General features: G+C 59.3%; 22 protein-coding genes and 1 pseudogene. 15 read left to right on the top strand and 8 right to left on the bottom strand.

Annotated features, from left to right (window positions below; all coding sequences use genetic code 11):
- Nucleotides 1-42 precede the first annotated feature (42 nt).
- A complete protein-coding gene (locus R6W86_RS03345) occupies nt 43-201 on the bottom strand; it encodes a YqaE/Pmp3 family membrane protein (protein WP_091998138.1) in 159 nt (52 codons plus the stop codon).
- 191 nt (nt 202-392) lie between these two features.
- On the opposite strand from R6W86_RS03345, the gene R6W86_RS03340 reads away from it, so the two are divergent.
- Nucleotides 393-1787 carry a succinylglutamate desuccinylase/aspartoacylase family protein gene (locus R6W86_RS03340; protein WP_410327977.1) on the top strand — a complete coding sequence of 465 codons (1395 nt, stop codon included), beginning with the start codon at nt 393-395 and terminating at the stop codon, nt 1785-1787.
- Nucleotides 1788-1839: 52 nt separating this feature from the next.
- A complete protein-coding gene (locus R6W86_RS03335) occupies nt 1840-2796 on the top strand; it encodes a DMT family transporter (RefSeq protein WP_410327976.1) in 957 nt (318 codons plus the stop codon).
- Here R6W86_RS03335 and R6W86_RS03330 read toward each other — a convergent pair.
- Entirely contained in the window at nt 2785-3969 is a 1185-nt protein-coding gene (locus R6W86_RS03330) for a MalY/PatB family protein (protein WP_410327975.1), read from the bottom strand. The genes R6W86_RS03335 and R6W86_RS03330 overlap by 12 nt on opposite strands.
- 180 nt (nt 3970-4149) lie before the next feature.
- Here R6W86_RS03330 and R6W86_RS03325 point away from each other — a divergent pair, with 180 nt between their 5' ends.
- The 3 genes from R6W86_RS03325 to R6W86_RS03315 all read left to right on the top strand — a co-directional run bounded on the left by R6W86_RS03325 (nt 4150) and on the right by R6W86_RS03315 (nt 8556).
- Nucleotides 4150-5037 carry an AEC family transporter gene (locus R6W86_RS03325; RefSeq protein WP_410327974.1) on the top strand — a complete coding sequence of 296 codons (888 nt, stop codon included), beginning with the start codon at nt 4150-4152 and terminating at the stop codon, nt 5035-5037.
- Nucleotides 5038-5049: 12 nt separating this feature from the next.
- On the top strand, nt 5050-5940 hold the full coding sequence (locus tag R6W86_RS03320; protein WP_410327973.1) for a prenyltransferase: 891 nt from the start codon (nt 5050-5052) through the stop codon (nt 5938-5940).
- A 114-nt stretch (nt 5941-6054) separates the two neighbouring features.
- Entirely contained in the window at nt 6055-8556 is a 2502-nt protein-coding gene (locus R6W86_RS03315) for an acyl-CoA dehydrogenase (RefSeq protein ID WP_410327972.1), read from the top strand.
- Nucleotides 8557-8602: 46 nt separating this feature from the next.
- Here R6W86_RS03315 and R6W86_RS03310 read toward each other — a convergent pair whose 3' ends face one another.
- The gene (locus R6W86_RS03310; RefSeq protein WP_410327971.1) at nt 8603-8914 is read right to left on the bottom strand and encodes a hypothetical protein; all 312 of its coding nucleotides are present in this window, start codon (nt 8912-8914) and stop codon (nt 8603-8605) included.
- A gap of 241 nt (nt 8915-9155) precedes the next feature.
- On the opposite strand from R6W86_RS03310, the gene R6W86_RS03305 reads away from it, so the two are divergent.
- From R6W86_RS03305 to R6W86_RS03280, 6 genes are all read left to right on the top strand, one after another.
- Complete coding sequence (locus R6W86_RS03305; protein WP_410327970.1) at nt 9156-9944, top strand: ABC transporter ATP-binding protein; 789 nt, start codon at nt 9156-9158, stop codon at nt 9942-9944.
- Nucleotides 9934-10653, top strand: coding sequence for an ABC transporter ATP-binding protein (locus R6W86_RS03300; protein WP_410327969.1), 720 nt, complete (start codon nt 9934-9936; stop codon nt 10651-10653). Before R6W86_RS03305 ends, R6W86_RS03300 begins: the two co-directional genes overlap by 11 nt.
- Before the next feature lie 64 nt (nt 10654-10717).
- Nucleotides 10718-11935, top strand: coding sequence for an ABC transporter substrate-binding protein (locus tag R6W86_RS03295; RefSeq protein WP_410327968.1), 1218 nt, complete (start codon nt 10718-10720; stop codon nt 11933-11935).
- A gap of 38 nt (nt 11936-11973) precedes the next feature.
- On the top strand, nt 11974-12870 hold the full coding sequence (locus R6W86_RS03290) for a branched-chain amino acid ABC transporter permease (protein ID WP_410327967.1): 897 nt from the start codon (nt 11974-11976) through the stop codon (nt 12868-12870).
- 5 nt (nt 12871-12875) lie between these two features.
- Nucleotides 12876-13796 carry a branched-chain amino acid ABC transporter permease gene (locus tag R6W86_RS03285; protein ID WP_410327966.1) on the top strand — a complete coding sequence of 307 codons (921 nt, stop codon included), beginning with the start codon at nt 12876-12878 and terminating at the stop codon, nt 13794-13796.
- A 5-nt stretch (nt 13797-13801) separates the two neighbouring features.
- On the top strand, nt 13802-14737 hold the full coding sequence (locus tag R6W86_RS03280) for an ornithine cyclodeaminase family protein (protein ID WP_410327965.1): 936 nt from the start codon (nt 13802-13804) through the stop codon (nt 14735-14737).
- A gap of 262 nt (nt 14738-14999) precedes the next feature.
- On the opposite strand, the gene R6W86_RS03275 is transcribed toward R6W86_RS03280, so the two are convergent.
- Entirely contained in the window at nt 15000-15947 is a 948-nt protein-coding gene (locus R6W86_RS03275; RefSeq protein WP_410327964.1) for a LysR family transcriptional regulator, read from the bottom strand.
- 228 nt (nt 15948-16175) lie between these two features.
- Here R6W86_RS03275 and R6W86_RS03270 point away from each other — a divergent pair, with 228 nt between their 5' ends.
- Nucleotides 16176-17069: a DMT family transporter gene (locus R6W86_RS03270; protein ID WP_410327963.1), complete on the top strand. Its 894-nt coding sequence runs from the start codon at nt 16176-16178 to the stop codon at nt 17067-17069.
- A gap of 3 nt (nt 17070-17072) precedes the next feature.
- On the opposite strand, the gene R6W86_RS03265 is transcribed toward R6W86_RS03270, so the two are convergent.
- Both R6W86_RS03265 and R6W86_RS03260 read right to left on the bottom strand, forming a co-directional pair.
- On the bottom strand, nt 17073-17648 hold the full coding sequence (locus tag R6W86_RS03265; RefSeq protein WP_410327962.1) for a gamma-glutamylcyclotransferase: 576 nt from the start codon (nt 17646-17648) through the stop codon (nt 17073-17075).
- Between the two features lie 36 nt (nt 17649-17684).
- The gene (locus R6W86_RS03260) at nt 17685-18317 is read right to left on the bottom strand and encodes a MarC family protein (RefSeq protein WP_410327961.1); all 633 of its coding nucleotides are present in this window, start codon (nt 18315-18317) and stop codon (nt 17685-17687) included.
- Nucleotides 18318-18434: 117 nt separating this feature from the next.
- Here R6W86_RS03260 and R6W86_RS03255 point away from each other — a divergent pair.
- From R6W86_RS03255 to R6W86_RS03245, 3 genes and pseudogenes are all read left to right on the top strand, one after another.
- Nucleotides 18435-18648, top strand: a pseudogene (locus R6W86_RS03255) (acetyl-CoA hydrolase/transferase C-terminal domain-containing protein); the annotation flags it as partial.
- An 82-nt stretch (nt 18649-18730) separates the two neighbouring features.
- A complete protein-coding gene (locus tag R6W86_RS03250; RefSeq protein WP_410327960.1) occupies nt 18731-19384 on the top strand; it encodes a nucleotidyltransferase domain-containing protein in 654 nt (217 codons plus the stop codon).
- Nucleotides 19332-19691: a hypothetical protein gene (locus R6W86_RS03245; RefSeq protein WP_410327959.1), complete on the top strand. Its 360-nt coding sequence runs from the start codon at nt 19332-19334 to the stop codon at nt 19689-19691. The genes R6W86_RS03250 and R6W86_RS03245 overlap by 53 nt, the downstream gene beginning before the upstream one ends.
- Nucleotides 19692-19709: 18 nt before the next feature.
- Here the strand turns inward: R6W86_RS03245 and R6W86_RS03240 are convergent, their stop codons facing one another.
- Entirely contained in the window at nt 19710-20309 is a 600-nt protein-coding gene (locus R6W86_RS03240; RefSeq protein WP_410327958.1) for a DUF2931 family protein, read from the bottom strand.
- A 3-nt stretch (nt 20310-20312) separates the two neighbouring features.
- A partial coding sequence (locus R6W86_RS03235) for a T6SS phospholipase effector Tle1-like catalytic domain-containing protein (protein ID WP_410327957.1) occupies nt 20313-21286 on the bottom strand: 974 nt, incomplete at its 5' end.

Raw genomic sequence — 21286 nt, 5'->3', positions numbered from 1 at the left:
GCCCGGAATTTCCGGGCTTTTGATTTTAACATTCAGAATTTTCTACTTCTTGGCAATTACCCACACCGCATGCACGATGCCTGGAATGTAACCCAGGAGCGTCAGCAGGATGTTGATCCAGAAGTGCTTGCCGATACCGACCTGCAGGAACACGCCCAGGGGCGGTAACAAAATTGCTATCAAAATTCGCAAAAGATCCATAGGGTTCACTCCTTGGCAACGTTATAACTGTCACATGCTTACAACATAGCACCTGCAAACAGCTTTGACCGGCACTGCCACTCATCGTGGCCGGATTTAATGAAAAGGGCATTAAACCTTTGTCACAGCTGTATCCATCACGGCCAGCGTGACTCTATCCTCTAGCGCCAAATCACGAACGTTGAGGAACCATGCTGTTTGACGCCACCCGAACAACGAGCTTCCTGCTGGCACTGGCCGCCATGCTTGGCCTTGCCTCCCTGCCCGCGCTGGCCGAAGACTCCTCCGCCAACGCTCCCGGCGAGACAGCCCCGAAAGCGATCCTGGTGGCGGAACTGGCCGAGGATGAAGATGTAGAGGACATAGAGCAGTCCGAACCTCTCGAATCGACTCCAACGGAAGCGGAACAGGAACCGCACGCTGATCCCGATACCGGCGAGCAGGCTGTCCGGGAAGAGCCCGCCCAGAGGGTTGCCCCGAACATTGACCTGAAGGAGGTCGTGCCAGAGCCTGCGCCCTCAGCCACGGTGACCAAAGCAGAACCGGAAACCGGCGCGGACGGGCAAACAGATGGGACTCCGGAAAACGTTCAGGCCGCTGCCGATCCTGAACCCGAGCCGGAGAAAGCCAGCAGCTTCACCCTGCTGGGTAGCGAAGTGCTGCCAGGAACCTCGACCCGGCTAGCCTGGTCGCCTGGAATCCAGATCGCCGGGCTATCCCAACCCACTCCGGTGCTGGTGGTCAATGGCGTCAACGCTGGTCCCACCCTGTGCCTCACCGGTGCCGTCCACGGTGACGAACTCAACGGTATCGAGATCATCCGCCGCACGGTGTACGACCTGAACCCGGAAAAACTCAGCGGGCGCGTGGTGGGCATCCCCATCGTCAACCTGCCCGGATTCCAGCAGGCCAGCCGCTACCTGCCGGACCGGCGTGACCTGAACCGGCACTTTCCCGGCAGCGAAACCGGCAGCCTGGCAGACCGGATCGCCCATTCCCTGTTCGAGAACATCATCCGCCGCTGTGACATGCTGGTGGACATCCACACCGGTTCCCTCAAACGCACCAACCTGCCGCAACTTCGGGCGGACATGAACAACCCGGATGTAGCCCGGTTCACCCGAGGCTTTGATCGCATGGCCGTAGTCCACAGCTCCGGGTCAGCCGGCATGCTCCGGACGGCGGCGGTGGAAGCCGGGATTACCACGGTCACCCTGGAGGCCGGCGAATCCCACCGCATCCAGGAGCATCAGATCGAGGCCGGGGTCAATAGCCTGACCAGCCTGATGGAAAGGCAGGGCATGATCTCGCGGATGTTTGTCTGGGGTGATCCGGAGCCGGTCTATTACGACTCCGACTGGATCCGGGCCGATCACGGCGGCATCCTGTTCAGTGAGGTGGAGCTGGGCGCCAATGTCAGCGAGGGGGAGATCCTCGGCTATGTCGCCGATCCGATCACCAATGCCCAGCATCCGATCCACTCCACCACGAAAGGCCGAATCATCGGCATGGCGGTGGACCAGGTGGTGATGGCCGGCTTTGCCGCCTACCACATTGGTACGGAGGCAGAAGTGCCGGGAGAGTAGTATGCTAGTCGTTTTTTCACCCAGCGGATGAAAAACGACGGGAGAACCGCTCTTGGCTTCGTCACAGTCCTTCTCGAAATCCACGGCACTGGCCTACACCGGGCTGGTGCTGACGCCCCTGTTCTGGGCCGGCAATGCAGTGGTTGCCCGGGGCACCGTGCAGGACATACCCCCCCTGTCCATGTCGTTCTGGCGCTGGATCATTGCCCTGGCCATCCTGTTGCCGTTTGGGCTGCCGGGCATCCTGCGAAACCGGGAGACAATCCGCCGGCATCTTGGCTCCATGATCGCCCTGGCCACCTTCAGTGTGGCTGCATTCAACTCGCTGTTGTACTACGCCGCCACCACCACCACCGCCACCAACATCGCCCTGATCAACGCCACCATCCCCATTTTCGTGGCCCTACTGGCCTGGCTGATGCTGGGCGACCGCACCCGCCCCATCCAGGTCCTGGGTATCGGCCTGGCGGTGCTCGGCATCCTGGTGGTAATTGCCCGGGGCCAACTGTCCGTGCTCACGGGCCTGCAGGCCCAGCCCGGTGATCTGATCATGGTCGCGGCGGTATTCAGCTGGGGGTTGTTTTCGGTGCTGCTGCGCCGCCAGGCGGTACCGCTGCCGGCCCTGACTTTCCTTACCACCCAGATCCTGCTTGGCACCCTGATCATTCTGCCGTTCTATTTGATGGATCTGTTTTTCTTTGCCGGCGGCTTCGAACTGTCCCGCGATACCGCCCTGCCATTGCTCTACTTCGCCATCTTCCCCGGCATTCTGGCCTACGCGTTCTGGAACCACGGTGTGCACACCATCGGCCCGGGTGGCGCCGCCATTTTCATGTACCTGACCCCGGTTTATGCGTCCGTCCTTGCCGGCCTGTTCCTGGGCGAGTTCCTGGGGCTGTTCCATATCGTCGGGGGCGGTCTGATCCTGGCTGGGCTGCTGCTGGCAACACGGGTCAAGCGACCCGCGTTTCACAAGGCCCAAGATCAGGCCCCCGGGTCAGGTTGCTGACAGTGCCTGCTCGATCCGATCCAGCACCTCGACCAGGGTCTGGCGCGGACAGCCGATGTTAAGGCGCATGAACCCGGTTCCCGGCTCTCCGAAGCTGATGCCCGGGTTCATGCCCACACCGGCGCCCTGGACAAAGAACCGTTTCAGGCCGGCATCGTCCAGCCCCAGTTCGCGGCAGTCCAGCCACATCAGGTAAGTACCTTCAGGCGCGAAGGTGGTGATACCAGGCAGGCGGTCGATGGCATCGACCACAAAATCCCGGTTCCCCTGCAGGTACGCCATCAACTGGTCGAGCCAGGGGCCACCGGCCCGATAGCCTGCTTCAAACCCGGCTACGCTGAACGGGTTGCACTGCGGCAGGTGCATCTGATCAAACACGGCCTTGATGGCCTGACGCCGGGACTGGTCGGGAATAACCAGGGCCGAGAGCCCGAGTCCCGGCATGTTGAAGCTCTTGCTCGGGGCCACCGCCGTAACCAGGGCATCGTCCGGGTCGGCCAGGGTGGCCAGCACGTGATGGGAGGGTGCATCGGGGAAGACCAGGTCACAGTGGATTTCGTCGCTGAGAACAACCAGATCATGCCGGCGCGCGATATCCAGCACCGCCCGCAGCTCCGCTTCCGACCACACGCGACCTACCGGGTTATGCGGTGAACATAACATCAGGATCCGGTTCTCCGGCCGCGCCGCACAGGCCTCCAGATGCTCCAGATCCATGGTGTAGCGGATGTTGTCATCCTCGGTCCTGTCAGCAACCAGCGGGTTCTCGACAACGGTCCGCCCGGTCAGCTTTATGGAACTGAAAAAAGGTGGGTATACCGGCGGTTGGATGATCACGCCCTCACCGGGTCCGGCGTAGGCCAGACAGGCCCCGTGCAGTGACGGCACCACCCCCGGTGCCATCAGGATCCACTCCCGGCGGATCTCCCAGCCGTGGCGCTGGCGGAACCAGTCGATCATCGACTGGTACAGGGCCTCCGGAAACAGGGTGTAGCCATAGACGGGATGCTCCGCACGTTTCTTCAGCGCCTTGGTGACCGGCTCCGGGGCCGCAAAGTCCATATCCGCGACCCAGACCGGGACGACATCGTCACGGCCAAAGACGGCCTTGCGGGCATCGAACTTTACGGAACAGGTGTTCTCACGGGACACAGGTTGGTCGAAATGGGGCACGGGTGCTCTCCAGGGTCGCTATGCGGACTGACAATGCGAGCTATTGTGTCCACAGCAAGGCCATCAGGCAAACCCTTGGGCTTTGGTCTAATTCCCGACAATAGCATTTGCCAAGTTCCGCTTTACTTGCGAACCTAACCGTTTATTCATCCGACTTTTCCCGATTGCCGGAGCCCTCCGATGCTTGGCCAGATTCTTTCCACGATGTTGCCGGTGTTCCTGATCACCGGCTGTGGCGCCCTTTACGGCCGTTACCGCAGCCCAGATATCAAGGGCCTGAACGTGCTGAACATGGAGCTGTTTGTGCCCCTGCTGGTGTTCGCAGTACTGGCGGACCAACAGGCGCCCCTGCAGGAATACGGCAAGCTGGCCCTGGGCGCGACGGTGGTGGTGCTCGGCTCCGGTATCGTGCTTTACCCGTTGGCCAAGGTGCTCAAGCTGAACCTGAAGACCTTCTTGCCGCCGATGATGTTCAATAATTCCGGCAACATGGGCATTCCGGTGCTGTTGCTGGCCTTCGGTGATGCGGCCCTACCGGCGGCCATCGTGCTGTTCATCGTTGAAATGCTTCTGCATTTCAGCGTCGGGCTCTACATGCTCGATCCCCACAGCTCGATCATCCAGCGGCTGAAACTCCCCATCGTGTTCGCCTGTGTTGCCGGCCTGGCGGTCAACCTCAGCGGCATTGCCCTGCCCCACACCTTGCTGGAGAGCATGAACATGCTGGGCGAGGTGTGTATCCCGCTGATGCTGTTTGCTCTGGGGGTGCGCATGCTCGACATCGATTTCAACGACTGGAAACTGGGCCTGCTGGGTGCCATTGCCTGCCCCGCCAGCGGCCTGTTGCTGGCCTGGCCGCTGATTGCCGTGCTGGACCTGCCCGGTCTGCAGGCCGCCTCACTGTGGGTGTTCGCCGCCTTGCCTCCGGCGGTGCTCAATTATATGGTTGCTGAGCAATACCAGCAGGAGCCCCACAAAGTGGCGTCACTGGTCCTGCTCAGCAACCTCGGCAGTCTGGTCGTGATGCCGATCGTGCTGGGACTGGTGTTTGCCGCAGGTTACGTATAAGGAAAATACAGCATGTCCGAAGTGACTGCGGTAGTTCGCGCCTTTCGCCCCAACTTCCTGGTTCTCGCCCCTCTTTGCGCCGGGCTTGGCGTGGCTGTCGCCTGGCAACAGGGCGGCTCACCGGCCTTGGTCGACACTCTGCTGGTCTTCATCGGCGCCCTGCTCGCCCATGCGGCGGTCAACCTGTTCAACGAGTACGAGGACTTTGTTTCCGGCCTGGATATGATCACCCGGCGTACCCCCTTCTCCGGCGGTAGCGGCGCACTGCCCGAAGTGCCCTCGGCGGCAAAGGGCGTCCTGGCGGCTGCCATCGGAACTCTGGGCCTGGTTGCCGCCATCGGCCTGTATTTTTTCTGGCAACGGGGGTTGCCCATGCTGGTACTGGGCGTTGCCGGTATTGTCCTGGTGCTGACCTACACCCGTTGGATTACCCGCCGGCCCATCCTGTGCCTGCTCGCCCCGGGCCTGGGGTTCGGGCCGGTCATGGTCCTCGGCGCCATTGTTGCCCTTGGTGGCCGGATCGATGCCCCCGCGCTCCTCGTGACCCTGGTCGCCCAATGTCTGGTAAGCGAGCTACTGCTGATCAACCAGATCCCGGATGCCGAGGCTGATCAGAAAGTCGGCCGGCGTCATCTGGTTATTACTCTTGGCCAAGAGGCGGCCGCACGACTGGTCACAGCTCTCTTGCTCGGCAGTTATGTTCCTGTTCTGGCGGGTGTTCTGCTGGACTGGTTACCGGGATGGAGTGCCCTTGCCCTGGTCACAATGCCGGTCGGCCTGTGGATTTCCCGGCAACTACCTCTCGTGCTCCACAATCCGGAACAGCTCAACGCGGTGCTGGGAACGAACGTGGCCGTCCTGCTGTCCACATTGGCGTTACTGATTACCGGACTCAGCCTCTGAAAGCCAACAGGGTTTCCCATCCGGACTTGATCCCGATCCTTGCAAGTACAGGGACTTTGGCCGATGGTTAAGGTCAGATTTTGTTGATTTCATTCATGATATGGAGGTCTGCCCATGAGCATTCTGCTATTACTGATCAGTGCCCTGGTACTGATCTACCTTGGCATCGGAGGCACCGTGGCGGCCGCGGTGATGGCCATTGCCACGGTTGTCGGCCTGTTCCAGGATGAATGGCATATTCTCAGCATCATCTTTGGCGGCATTTTCCTTGCTCTGGCGCTGATCCTGGTCATTCCCGGCGACCTGCGCCTCGATAAAATCAGCCGCCCGCTGCTGGGCTGGGTTCGCAGCCGCCTGCCCAAACTTTCCGATACCGAACAGGAAGCGCTCAGCTCCGGTTCCGTGGACTGGGATGGCGAACTCTTCTCGGGCAAACCAAACTGGAACAAACTGCTGGACGCCAAGCCCGCGCACCTGACCAGCGAGGAGCAGGCCTTCCTCGATGGCCCGGTGGAAAAGCTCTGCGCCATGCTCGATGACTGGAAGATCACTCACGAGCATTACGACCTGCCGGACAAGGTCTGGAAATTCATCCGGGAGAACGGTTTCTTCGGCCTGGTGATTCCCAAGGAGGATGGCGGCCTCGGTTTCTCCAACACCGCCCACTCCGAAATTGTCATGAAGATCTCTACCCGCAGCGTCTCGGCGGCGGTCACCGTCATGGTGCCCAACTCCCTGGGCCCGGGTGAGCTGCTGATGCACTACGGCACCGACGACCAGAAACAGCATTACCTCCCCCGCCTGGCTCAGGGCGAGGAAATTCCCTGCTTCGCCCTGACCTCCCCGGTGGCCGGCTCCGACGCCGGCGCCATTCCGGACAAGGGCATCGTCTGCAAGGGTGAGTGGAACGGCGAGGAGGTACTAGGCCTTAAGGTGACCTGGAACAAGCGTTACATCACCCTGGCCCCGGTGGCCACCCTGATCGGCCTGGCCATCAAGGTCTACGACCCCGAGCACCTGGTGGGCGAGAACGACGAAGTGGGCGTGACCTGTGTGCTGGTTCCAAAGGACACTGACGGCGTGAACGCCGGTGCCCGCCACCTGCCCATGAACACCGTATTCATGAACGGTCCCACCTGGGGTACCGAGGTGTTTATCCCCATGGAACAGGTCATCGGCGGCCAGGACATGCTCGGCAAGGGCTGGACCATGCTGCTGGAGTGCCTGTCCATCGGCCGTTCCATCTCCCTTCCCGCCCTGGGCACCGGTGCCGGCAAGGTGGCCAGCCTGGCGACCGGCTCCTATGCCTACACCCGGGAGCAGTTCGGCCGCTCCATCAGCCAGTTTGAAGGCGTGCAGGAAGCCCTGGAGCCCATCGCCGGCTACACCTACATGATGGATGCCGCCCGCCTTCTCACCTCCGGCATGCTGGACCGGGGCGTACGCCCGTCGGTGCCCTCGGCGGTGCTGAAATACCGCAACACCGACTTGATGCGGGAAGTGATCAACCACGCCATGGATGTGGTCGCCGGCCGGGGTGTCATCACCGGCCCCCGCAACTTCCTGGCCCGGGCCTACCAGGCGGTGCCCATCGGCATCACCGTGGAAGGCGCCAACATCCTCACCCGCAGCCTGATGATCTTCGGCCAGGGCGCCATCCGCTGCCATCCGTTCATCGTCGAGGAGATCGAAGCGGCGGGCATGGAAGACGAGGACAAGGCCGCGAAGAAATTCGACGGCATCTTCTACCGCCATCTGGCCCACACCACCCGCAATGCGCTACGGGCCTTCCTGCTGGCGCTGAGCGGGGGTGTGATCGAATCGGTACCGCGCCATGGCGCGATCAAACGCCATTATCGCCAGCTGGCCCGGTTCTCCGCGGCCTTTGCGCTGATGACTGACGTTACCCTGCTCACCGTCGGCGGCGGCCTGAAAGCCCGCCAGCGCCTGTCCGGCCGGATGGCGGACTGCCTGGTGCACCTCTACTATGCCACCGCCGTGATCAAGCAATGGCACGAGGAAGGCTATCCCGATGACCAGCGGCCGTTGGTGGAATGGAGCCTGAAAACCTGTATGAGGGATCTGCAGGGCTCCATGCGTGAGGCCATCATCAACTTCCCGGTCCCGGCCCTGCGCTGGCCGCTGCGCCTGCTGGTATTTCCGCTCGGCGCCACCGGCCTCAACGGACCGGACGACCGTCTGGGCACCAAAGTCGCCCGCACCATCGTCGAGGATACCCCGGTCCGCCAACGGATCAGCCGCGGCGCCTACACCAACATGGATCCGGAAGATCCACTGGGCCGGGTACTCAATGCCTACAAGCTGGCCAACGAAACCGCCGGCATGCGTGGTCGGTTGCATGAGGCCATCCGCAACCGGGATGAGGACGAGTTGGATGGCATTGCCCTGCTGATGGGCCACGAGCGCAAGGAACTGGTGGACTGGGCCTGCGCCCAGGGCGTAGTTAAAGCGGATGAATGCGACAAGCTGCTGGAAGCGCTGACCGCCCTGTACGACGTCATCCGGGTGGATGCGTTCGACGGCGACGGGCTCAAGGCCCTGTCCCGCTGTGCCAAGGGCAAGCGCAAAGTAGTGGAAAGGTCCGCCCAGGAATAATCAGGAAGGGAAATCGGCGTATGGCGCGGGCCATACGCCGCGACCGTTAATACCGGCCGTTCAGGATATCCACGATCTCGCGGGTATCCTTGATGATGGTGTACACCTTGTCCTCGATCTCGACCCGCTGACGGCGACCGTCGACGTCGGTCACCCGACCGTAGCGCAGCAGCTCCCGATCAAAGTAATCTCCCCGCCGATAATCCAGTTTTTTCTGCCAACCCGGCGGCAACGGCTGACCACGTTCGACCTTCTTCTCGAGGCCCGGCGGCAGCCCATTGCTGTGGGGCGGCTGGGCCGTAGCCGGAGTCGAGACCGTGAAAACGCCCAACAAGGCCGCGATCAGAAGCCATTTCATAAATACCTCTCTTTCCAACAGAATCACATCCAGGTTATGTCTTCGCAGAACTGACGCAAGTTCACTAGCCAGGGTTCCCGGGCGCCGGTCTTTTCTTGACAGACTCCACACTCTCCAACTATTACTGAAGATCAGTTCAATTGGCAGTATCTGCAACCTTTTCAGAAAAAAACTGAATAATAAGAAATAACAGAGCTACGGCGCACCAGTCGCCGACTTTAACCGAAAGGGGTGTATTTCCGTGAACGACCAGTCTGTGGGCGAGCACACAACGCCTTCCCCGATCATCCTTGAAACCCGGAATCTGAAGAAGGATTTCAAAGGCTTCACCGCCATCAACAACGTCAGCGTGAAAGTGGAGAAGGGGAGCATCCATGCGCTGATTGGTCCCAACGGTGCCGGCAAAACCACCTTTTTCAACCTGCTGACCCATTTTCTCAAGCCCAGTGCCGGGCAGATCATCTACGACGGTAAAGACATCACCCACTCCAGACCCGCCGCTATTGCACAGCAAGGCCTGATCCGTTCATTCCAGATCTCTGCGGTGTTTCCGCACCTGTCTGCCCGTGAGAATGTAAGAATTGCCCTGCAGCGCACACTGGGGGTTTCTTACCAGTTCTGGCGCTCCATGCGGGTACTGGACCAGTTGAATGAGGAGGCCCAGGCAACCCTGGAACTGGTGGAGCTGGGTTCCTTTGCCGACACCAAGGCCGTCGAGCTGCCTTATGGCCAGAAGCGGGCCCTGGAAATTGCCACCACTATCGCCCTCAAGCCCCGGCTGATGCTGCTGGACGAACCCACTCAGGGCATGAGCTCCGAGGATGTGGGCACAGTGACCGATCTGATCCGACGGGTGGTCGAAGGCCGCACCATCGTGATGGTGGAACACAACCTGAATGTGGTGTCCACCCTGGCCGACACCATCACTGTGCTGAACCGGGGCGAGGTATTGGCGGAGGGCGATTACGACACCGTATCCACCAACCCTGCCGTGATGGAAGCCTACATGGGGACCACCGATGCCGCCTGATCAACGCCCGGAGTTGCTCCGAATCGAGAACCTGCACGCCTGGTACGGCGAGTCCCACATTCTCCACGGCATGAACCTGACCCTGCACGAAGGCGAGGTGATTACGCTGCTCGGCCGTAACGGGTCCGGGCGCACCACCACCCTGAAAGCGATTCTCGGGCTCGTGGGCCGGCGCACCGGCTCAATCAAGATCCATGGCACTGAAATCATCGACATGCCCACGCATCGGATCGCCCATGTGGGCAAGCTCGGCTATTGCCCGGAAGAACGTGGCATTTTTGCTTCCCTTAATGTCGACGAAAACCTGGAACTACCCCCTGTAGTCGCCGAAGGCGGCATGTCGGTTAACGACATCTACACCATGTTTCCGAACCTCAAGGAGCGACGGAAAAGCCAGGGCTCCAAACTCTCCGGCGGTGAGCAGCAGATGCTGGCCATTGCCCGTATCCTGCGAACAGGTGCCAATCTGCTGTTGCTGGACGAGATTACCGAAGGGTTAGCCCCTGTCATCCTGAAATCCCTGGATCAGGTGATTCGCAAACTGCGGGAAAAGGGCTTCACCATCATCCTTGTGGAGCAGAATTTTCGCTTTGCTGCCCCTTTGGCGGACCGCCACTATGTCATTGAACACGGTCGGGTGGTGGAACAGATTGACGCCGCTGACCTTGAGGCCAAAAAAGAGCAGTTGAACAGGCACCTGAGTGTCTGAGCCCGTGGGCCTGGGGCGCGACAAGCGCACCGACCCTGAATCTAATAAGAAAAGGAATCCCACTATGTTCAAGCACTGGAAACAAGGTCTGGCAAGTGCGGTCGCAATGGCGACGTTGGCAATGCCGCTCACCGCGACCGCTGAACTTTCAGACGGTAAACTCAAAATTGGCGTACTCAGTGACATGTCCGGAGTTTACAAAGCTCTGGAAGGCCCCGGCGCCGTGGTCGCGGCCAAGATGGCCATTGAAGACTTCGGAGGATCGGTCCTCGGCCAACCCGTGGAAGTCATCTCCGCGGATCACCAGAACAAGCCCGACATCGGCGCCAGCACCGCCCGGGAATGGATCGACGCCAAGGAGGTGGATATGATCACCGCCCTGGACAACTCGTCGGTGGCCCTGTCGGTTCAGGGACTGGCTAACGACAAGAAGATCATCACCATGAATACCGGGGCTGGTACGACCGCTCTCACCGAAGATCAGTGCACGCCCTACGGCATCCACTATGTCTATGACACCCACGCACTGCCAGTGGGCACGGCCACGGCCATGGTCAAAAACGGCGGCAAGAGCTGGTTCTTCATTACCGCCGACTATGCCTTCGGCCATTCCCTGCGAGACAACACCGGCGCAGTAGTGGAGAGTCTGGGTGGTGAAGTGGTTGGCAACGTCAACGCACCATTGTCCACCAACGACTTCTCTTCCTACCTGCTTCAGGCCCAGTCCTCAGGCGCCGACGTGATCGGCCTGGCCAACGCCGGGCAGGACACGGTGAACGCGATCAAACAGGCCAACCAGTTCCGGATCGTACAAAGCGGGCAGAAGCTGGCGGGTATGCTGGTGTTCATCACCGACGTGCACAGCATGGGCCTGGACATTGCCCAGGGCCTGCAGTTCACCACGGCTTTCGTATGGAACCAGAATGATGAAACCCGGGCCTGGTCCGAACGCTTCCATGAGCGCCACGGTGCCATGCCAACCATGGTGCACGCCGGCGTTTACTCCGCCGTCACCAACTATCTGAAAGCGGTCAAGGAGACCGGCACCGACGACAGCGATACCGTTCGCGCCAAGCTGGGCGAGATGACCCTGAACGACATGTTCGTGAAAAACGGCTCCATCCTGCCCAACGGTACCATGCTGCACGATATGTACCTGGTGGAAGTGAAGAAGCCCTCGGAGTCCGAAAGCGAATGGGACCTGCTGAGAGTGGTATCGAAGATTCCGGCGGATCAGGCGTTTATTCCGCTGTCCGAATCCAAATGTCCGTTGGTTAACTAACGGTAGAACCGACCACTGCTTCCGGGGAGATTGCCGACGTGTCGATACAGGTCATACTGGCCCAGGCACTGCTTGGGCTGAATGTGGGTGTGTTTTACGCCATGTTGAGCCTGGGGCTGGCGGTGATATTCGGCTTGCTGAATATCATCAACTTCGCCCATGGCGCCATGTACATGCTGGGGGCGTTCATTGCCCTCATCGGTTACTCTCTCCTGGAACAATGGTTCGGAATCAGCCTTCAGATCGGATTCTGGGCGTCACTGCTGGTGGCGCCCCTCATTGTCGGCATTCTCGGGGTGCTGATTGAACGTCTGTTTCTCAAGCGACTCTACGACCTGGACCACATTTACGGCTTGTTGCTCACCTTTGGCATCACGCTCATCCTTCAGGGCCTGTTCGCCAACTATTTCAATGTTTCCGGCACGCCCTATCCGGGCCAGCCGGAGTCTCTGAGCGGGGTGGTTAATCTCGGATTCATGTACTTCCCCACCTACCGCCTGTTTGCCATCGTGTTTTCCCTGGTGGTCTGTTTCGCCACCTGGTGGGTCATCGAACACACCAAGCTCGGTTCCCGGTTGCGGGCCGGCGTGGAAAACCCCGACCTGACCCAGGCCTTCGGACTGAATGTCCCTCGCATGGTCACACTGACCTTCGCCTTCGGCGCTGGCCTGGCAGGCCTGGCCGGGGTGCTGGCAGCACCAATCTACTCCGTCAGCCCGCTGATGGGCGCCGATCTGATCATCGTAGTGTTTGCCGTGGTGGTCATCGGCGGTATGGGCTCGATCATGGGCGCCATCCTGTCCGGCCTCGCCCTCGGACTGGTTGAAGGGCTGACCAAGGTGTTCTACCCGCCCGCGGCCAGTACCGTAATTTTCTTCCTTATGGTGCTGGTGTTGCTGTTCCGTCCCGCCGGCCTGTTTGGTAAGGAGAAATAAGCGCCATGACCAACCGCATCCTCTTTATCATCATGCTCTTGGCGGGCCTGACTGCCCCCCTTTTCGCCTACCCTGTTTTCGTCATGGACCTGCTGTGCTTCGCACTGTTCGCCTGCGCCTTCAACCTCTTGCTGGGCTATGCCGGCCTGCTCTCGTTCGGCCATGCCGCGTTCTTTGGCGGCGCCGCCTACATTACCGGTTACGTCACCAAGGAATGGGGGTTTACCCCGCTGCTGGGCATACTCGCCGGCGCAGCGTTTGCCATGGTGATCGGCACAGTCTTCGGGTTCCTGGCCATACGCCGTCAGGGCATTTACTTCGCCATGGTGACTCTGGCACTGGCCCAGATCATCTATTTCCTGGCCTTGCAGATGCCCTTCACCGGCGGCGAAAACGGCCTGCAGGGTATTCCCCGGGGACAGCTGTTTGGCCTGATTGACCTGAACAATTCCCTTTCCATGTACTATTTCGTGTTCGCCATCTTCCTGATCGGCTTCGGCATCATCTATCGCACCATCAATTCGCCCTTCGGGGAGGTGTTGCAGGCGATCCGGGAAAACGAATCCCGGGCCCTGTCCCTGGGGTACGACGTTGATCACTTCAAACTGTTGGCCTTCGTGATCTCTGCCACCCTGGCCGGACTGGCCGGCGCCACCAAGGCCATCATTTTCCAGTTTGCGGCACTCACCAATGCCCACTGGCAGACCTCCGGGGAGGTCATCCTGATGACCCTGGTAGGCGGCTTGGGCACCGTGTTTGGTCCGGTGCTTGGCGCCATCACCGTGGGTGCCCTCAGCCACGAACTATCGGCCTTCGGCTCCTGGGTACAGGTGATACTGGGCACTATTTTTGTTGTCTGCGTCATGGTATTCCGTCGCGGCATTATTGGTGAACTCCAGCGACTGGTCAGTCGTAAGCAGGGTTAAGGATTATGCGAATTATTTCTGCCCAGGAGGTGGCCGGCGCGCTGGTATGGCCGGCACTGATTGAACGCCTCGCCACCACCTTTCGCGAGGGCGTGGAATCGCCGCCAAGACACCATCACGCCATGTACCGCCCGGACGGTGAGGCCACCATGCTTCTTATGCCGGCTTGGGAAAAGGCCGGTTACATCGGTATGAAAATGGTCAACGTTTTTCCGCAGAATGCCAACGCCGGGCTACCCGCCATCTCGGGGCTTTATATCCTGTGTGAGGGCCAGCATGGCACTCCCCTCGCCTGTATCGACGGCAGTGCCCTGACCAGTCGCCGGACCGCAGCGGCTTCGGCGCTGGCAGCGCGGGAGTTGGCGCGGCAAGATTCTGAATCTTTGCTGGTAGTCGGCACCGGCAAACTGGCACCAATGCTCGTTGAAGCACACGCCGCCGTTCGGCCCATCCGCACCGTCCGGATCTGGGGCCGAAATCCGGACAAAGCTGCCGCCTTGGCCGACCGGTTCCGTGACCGGTTCGACTGCGAGGCGGTCACGAACCTGGAAACCGCAGTATCCGAGGCAGACATCATCAGCTGCGCGACCCTGGCGACCGAACCTCTGATTCGGGGTGATTGGCTGCAACCAGGCAGCCATCTGGATCTGGTAGGGGCATTCCGGCCATCCATGCGGGAAACCGACAGTCAGTGCCTGGCCCGCAGCGAAGTCTTCGTGGACACCTACGCCGGTGCCCTGGGCGAGGCGGGCGACATTCTCCAGGCCATCGACGAAGGCGCGTTCAGTAAGGCCGACCTGCGGGCCGAACTGGCGGAATTACTGCGGGGCGACAAACCTGGGCGCACCAACGACGAGGCCATCACAGCATTCAAATCCGTGGGTGCCTCGCTAGAAGACCTTGCCGCTGCCATTGAAGTCTGGGAAGCTCTGGGACACTAGTGTCCCGTCTGGCTAATTCGTTAACCTACTGAGCCACTGAGAGCTTTGAGAGCTAGGCGCGGTGGCGAAGGTTTGGTGGTTCCAAATCGAGACAGCGCAAGGCGGCTATCAAAGCTCTCAGTGGCTCCCGAAGGGCGCGAGGCTGAGGCTTCTGGCCGGTGTTGCCTGCTCCTTGATGTGGAACCACCAAACCTGCGGACAGTCGCCTTGGCCAGAAGCCTCAGCGTCACGCAGTAGGTTAACGAATTAGCCAGACGGGACACTAGTCCGTCTCACTCCGAAGCCCGCCCTCAATGGCCTGGCTCACCAACCAACGCCGCAGGATCTGGATACCCCGCTCCCGCCGCCGGCTGGTCTTCCAGGCAAAATAGAACTCATCCCCCGTCATCACCGGATGACAGGGCAACCGGACAAAATCCTCCGAATCCTTGCGGGTGCTCAACATGTAATCGTTGGTCAGCGCGATGCCCTGATGGAACCTGGCTGCCTCCAGCGCCAGCAGCATGTGACTGAAATGCTGGACACGCGCCCCCGCCGGAATCTCGCGATCCACCGCCTTGTACCACACCTCCCAGTCCCCGGCCGGCTTCTCAAAAATGCTGTGGGTCGACAGCAACGGAAACCGCGCCACCTCATCCGGTGTCAGTGCCTCATTGTCCGCATCGGCACCCTCCCGCCCGAGCTCCCGCCGAATTTTCTGCCAGTAATCCTGACTGCACACCGGGAACAGCTGCTCCACATACAACAACTCATAACTGTAGGCTGCGGAGTTCTTGTGCACGGTGATGAAACAATCCGCCACCCGATCCGACAACTGCGGGTTCTCACTGCTCATCTCCAGCGCCAGATCAATCTGCGGATGTAACCGCTGCAACTCCGGCAACCGCGGCACCAACCAACGCACCGCAAACGAACTGAATACCGACAACCGGATCCGGGCTTCCTCATGCCCCAGCAGTTGCTCACTGGCCCGTTCGATCTGCAACAACGCGGAACTGACCGCATCCAGATACTGCCGGCCCTCGTCCGTCAGCGTCAGCGTCCGGCCACTACGCCAGAACAGCTGCTCGCCGAGGTAGGTCTCCAACTGTTTGATCTGATGACTTACGGCACTCTGACTGACCGCCAGTTCCTCGGCAGCATGGGAAAAGCTGTTAAGGCGGGCGACGGCCTCGAAGACAGGGAGTGCTTTTAGAGGTGGCAGTTTCATTATCTAAATTTCTAATCGGTTAACAATAAAGATCATTTTATCGGATATTTAAACCCAAATAGACTCCCACTGCGAATTACGGGAGCGCGGAGAGGGACCCGCTTCCGAAAATGCTCGGAGCCAAGGATGGCGAGAGCAAGCGTACATGGACGTACTCGCAGCGGTTTTCGGAAGCGGGTCCCTCTTCGTGCTCTTTCACGGAGCCAGAATTCAAGGGAGGTCACGGGTATGTCAGGCAAGACCGTAAACAGCGCCATTCTTCTGCTGGTCATCGGCAACGCCATGGCCATCGCCTCGGACGTATTCATCAAACTGCTGGAACCGGGCACCCCCATCTTCCAGTTTGCGTTCCTGCGCTGCATCCTGACCCTGGTGTTCCTGCTGCCCCTGCTCGGCCAACTGAACCGCCAGCACCTGTTCGCAGGCCTCGGCATCCACACTATACGCGCCCACATCCACCTCGCCGGCATCCTGTGCATGGTCATCGCCCTGGGCAACCTGCCCCTGGCCACCGCCAACGCCGTGTTCTACGCCGCGCCGATCCTGGTCATGGTGCTGTCCGTCATTGTCTTTCGCGAACAGCTGACCCCGCTGAGCGTGTTCGCCGTATTCAGCGGCTTCGCCGGTATCGTCGTCATCCTCCGCCCGGTGGAATTCAACTGGGCCGCCATTGCCGCCCTGGGTTCGGCGTTTGCCCTCGCGATCAACGCGGTGATGGTGCGCCAGCTGCCCAAACAGCAATCCACCGTCCACAAACTGTTCCTGAACTACCTGCTGATCCTGCCAGCGGCGGGCGCCCTGGCCTGGTGGGAAGGGGCCGCCTGGGACGCCGGGATCCTGATCAGCGCCCTGGGCTCCGCCATGTTCATACTCGGTTACAACATCACCGTGCTGCTGGCCTACCGGCAGGTGGATGCCAACCAGGTCACCAGCGCCGAATACACCGGGCTGATCTGGGCCGTGGCCATTGGCTGGATCTGGTTCGGGGAAGTCCCGGACCTCTGGTTCCTGGCCGGCAGCCTGATGATCGTGGTACCGCTGATCCTGATCGGATTACGGCACCGGCGCCGCTCACCGACGCGGGGCTTTGCAAGAACTCTACATGGAGCAGGGCAAACTTGACGTCTAACTGTCCGCCTTGTCGACAGAACGCAGGTGGGACTCGATGGTGAAGGTATGGACGCAATCAGCCCCGAGTGCCCGCAGCGCGTCCGCCAGTCGCAGCAGGTACTCGGAATTGGGGCCACTCGGCCCCGTGGCCGAAGCAATCTGGCGGGCAATGTCCGCTTCCGGCGCCTCGCCGAGAAACGCCTCGTTGTCCTCGGTGGCGATGTAAACAAGCCCTTCGGCGTGACTGCCATCGTCGAAGGTCAAGGTGGTACTGAAGCGCAGGTAGCCATTCTTCTCCCGCACGTCCAGATACTCGAACACGTGGGGCGATACCCGGTAGGCCATACCCTTACACACGGCGCCCGGCTGCTCGATCAGGGTCACCACACGACCGGGAGCCTCCGGCGTGCCGCGATGATCGTGGGAGGCCTGCCAGAACCGACGGGCCCACCCGCGAATGGAGGCCGGGCGCTTCTCCAGGAACGGAAAATCCACCTTGTAGATCAGCGAGCCATAGCCGAACAGCCAGATGGCCTCAATGCCCTCGAAATTGAAGCGCTTGCGGTTGTGCTCAATGGTGTTAACAGACATGGGAACGCCGCCAGAGTATTGCTGAAGCTCGCCATTCTAGGCCGTCTGGGTGCTGGCGATAAAGCCGGCAATACCCGTAAGGACAATTTCCGCCGCCATGGCGGACAGAATCAGGCCGCTGATTTTCGACATGATGTTGAGGCCGGTCTTACCCAGGACCTTCTCCAGGTAGCCGGACAGACGCAACAAAACCCCGAGAATCAACAGGCCGGAAACCAGGCCCAGCAGGCCACCCGCGACCTGGGGCACCGCTTTCAGTTCGGCACCATACACCATGATCGCACCAATGGTGGCCGGCCCAATCATCACCGGAATGGCCAAGGGCACCACAGCCACGTCATCCCTTTCTTCCTCGGGTAATCCGGTTGCGTGGTTACGGGTGCCGCTGCTGACCAGGCTGACCGCGGTCAGGAACAGGAGGCAACCGGCGCCGATGCGGAAGGAGTTCAGGGTAATGCCGATGGCATCGAACAGCAGCGGGCCGGCAAAAAACAATACGAGCCCCAGGATAAATGCGGACAAGATGGACCGACGGATAATCGAAGACTTTTCGGCAACCGGCAGCCCGCGGGTAAGCGCCAGGAACATGGTGACCACAAAGAACGGCGCCAACAGGAACAGGAAGCGGATGGTGCTGCTCAGATAGGTGCTGAAGAACGTCTCAAACATCAGGAAGGTCCGGCCAGAAAAAACCGCTAGCATAGCGCCTGTTTTCAAGGACTTCCGTACGCAACAGAACGTACACCCGCGCTGACGCCTCCACCGCACCGGAACTGGACGGCGGGCGTGACCGAACAGGGCCAGGCCCGGCCTGTGCGGCCTGGCACCCCGCCAGCGGGCTCTGAAGATTATCGAGAACTGCGCCCACCCGGACTTCAGGCCGCAACTGCTGGACTACTTCGAGCGGGCCTGCGCGAGTGGCCGGGGCATGCATACGCCGCATCTTCTGGGCGAGGCTCTGAGCTGGCATCAGCGGTTTGAGGAAACCGGGCAGATGTGACAAGTGGGGCACCCGCGCCTTTACTTTCACCCATAATGGGCATAAATTTACCCATTATGGGTATTTTATTGGCTACACCTCGATGAATCCGGAAACAACAAGGCACCCCGAAAACCGCAATGTTGCCGATGCCCTCTTTTCAGCAACACGGCAAAAGGTCCTGAGCCTGCTGTTCACACAACCCGACCAGGATTTCTCTATCGGCGAATTGATCGAGAAAGCTAATGCGGGTTCAGGTGCAGTGCAGCGGGAGATCACCCGCCTTGCCGAAAGCGGCCTTGTGAGCGTGGAACTAAAGGGCAGACAAAAGCGGTACCATGCCAACAAGAATGCACCGGTATTCCGCGAGTTACGCTCGCTGGTCATGAAAACCCTTGGCCCCTCCGATATCGTTAAGAAGGCATTACAATCTATCGACAGTCAGCTGGAACTGGCACTGATCTATGGTTCGGTCGCAAAACACGCCGACAATGCCGACAGCGATATCGATCTGATGCTGGTATCGGATTCTCTTACTCTGGAAAATGTGTTCACCGCACTGGAACCCGCAGAGGAAGAGCTTTCCCGCCCCGTGAATCCGACACTCTACACTCGACAGGAATTCGACAAACGGCGGGAACAGGACAACCCGTTTCTCCGCAAAGTGCTGAATGGACCTCACATCGTACTGAAAGGACTCATCAATGAACAAAGAACAACTGGAGAACGTGGAGAAGGTTCGGAAACTGCATCCTGAAGCGCCAGACCCGGCAGAAATTCAGGGTCTGATTCGCTCCGGAAGCACCAGGCTCAGGGATGCCGGATTGGAATCTCTGAGCCTCGAAAGCCGCTTTGATCTTGCCTATAACGCCGCGCATGCTCTGTCTCTGGCAGCGCTGCGCCAGGCAGGCTATCGCTCAGACAGTCGCTACCTTGTATTCCAGTGCCTCCAGCACACGCTTGATATGCCGTCTGCAAAGTGGCGAGTTCTGGACCACGCACACCGCAAACGAAACCTTGCCGAATATGAGGGTGTCGTCGAAGCTCTAGCGGGCAACACTTAATCAGTATCAGTTTCTGCGTTACCAGCCCGTCAATGGTATTCCGTGCTTCTCAAGATACTCATCATTTTCGTCGAGGTAATCCCTGGTTCGATTCTGATAATGGGAGGGGTTACCTTCGATCTCATTGGCTTGTAGCCGGGCTAGTTCAATCTCATTTCCGGGTTGATTCATCATCCAGATGACAATCTCGCCTCCCGGGGCCAGACCGAAGGTCAATGTATCCCTTGGCCTCATCCGTACATCGACCTGCGTCACCATTGGGGCTAGCTCCCGCATCTCTTCTTTCCATTTCGGGGGAATTTCTATCAACCTCTGATAGAACTTCTGCTCCGCAAAGGAAAACCATTGTATGGCTACAAAATTGGGAAAAGGCTCCATTCTTCCAGCAACCCCACGGGGACCGTTTGGTCCCTTCCAGCAACAGCCCATCGATCCCGCTGGATGCCACCAGTGTCTGACACCTGATAACTCAAACTCCAAGTGCTCCACCCAAATATCATAGTGTTTCGGCGTAGCGAGCTGGAAACGCCAAGCCATGGAATCGTTTTCTTTCGCCGCACTCGCGCAGGCCGACAGCGTGAAAAATACGGCAATGGTTAGTACGTTTTTAATCCTCATGATTTATCCAGAAATTGTATTGGGGTGAACCTTACGCTTACGAGATAAAGCGGGTCTCAGAGGATGTATGAACTCCTGAGCCGGTATTTCCAAAACAGCTATCTCACCAGCCATCAACCACTCAAGTGGGTTGTAATGATCAGAATGATGAATGTATCTCTGCCTGAGCCAATCGGTTTTCTCCGGATGAAGCGATATCTCTGTTTCTCCAGTACCAATCTGTTGTGAGAAGTTCTCGAATAGTGCCCCGAGTTCTTCGGGCATATTCATTGCTGGATCAGTTGAATCCATCTGATCAAATGGAACTCCTTTCCCTCTTGCCAACTCATGCATCAAATACAACCCTACCCTCGAATACTCACCTTTGATTTTCCTGGTCATCCTCAGTGACATTTCCACCTGGCCATCTGGTAGGGGATGCTCATATCTTTTTTGTTCTATACGGATAGACGCCTCTCTTCCATCGGACAATGGCAGGCTGTGTTGCCCAACCCAACCTTCCAACTCCACTCTGCTTTGCAAACTCTTAAGGTTATCCCACTCCATGGTTTTCCGAGGCCAACGGGTTTCACTGCCCCTAACATGCAGCGTTGGATAAAGCAGTAAGTCCTCGGTTTGTATGTCCGGATACCCACCTCCTACGTCCGAGTGCGCCCCAGGTAAGGTAATCTCTGCAAAGTTTTCAGGCAGTCTGCCATCTTCTCCTTTGATGCTGTTTAGTGAGAAGTTTGCTCTCTTTTCGTCTGCCGCCACCAGGTGCACAACGTGGCTAATTTTGTTTGCGTCTAAATAAAGCTCAACCGGGCTATTCCGGTCATTACCAGCCGATAAATCCAAACTTGAGGGATTGAAGATGCCCGCAACTGTGTCGAAAAGCCCCAGGAAGCGAATCCTTACTTCACGGGGCCAGCCGATGCCCTCATCGGTCAGAGCTATACCCATCTCGCCCTCTTCTCCCTTCAGGATTTCATTGGTCG

This window comes from Marinobacter sp. (assembly GCF_046484525.1).
GTDB lineage: Bacteria > Pseudomonadota > Gammaproteobacteria > Pseudomonadales > Oleiphilaceae > Marinobacter.
The sequence above is the reverse complement of the archived record's forward strand: the minus strand, read 5'-3'. Positions and strand labels throughout refer to the sequence as shown.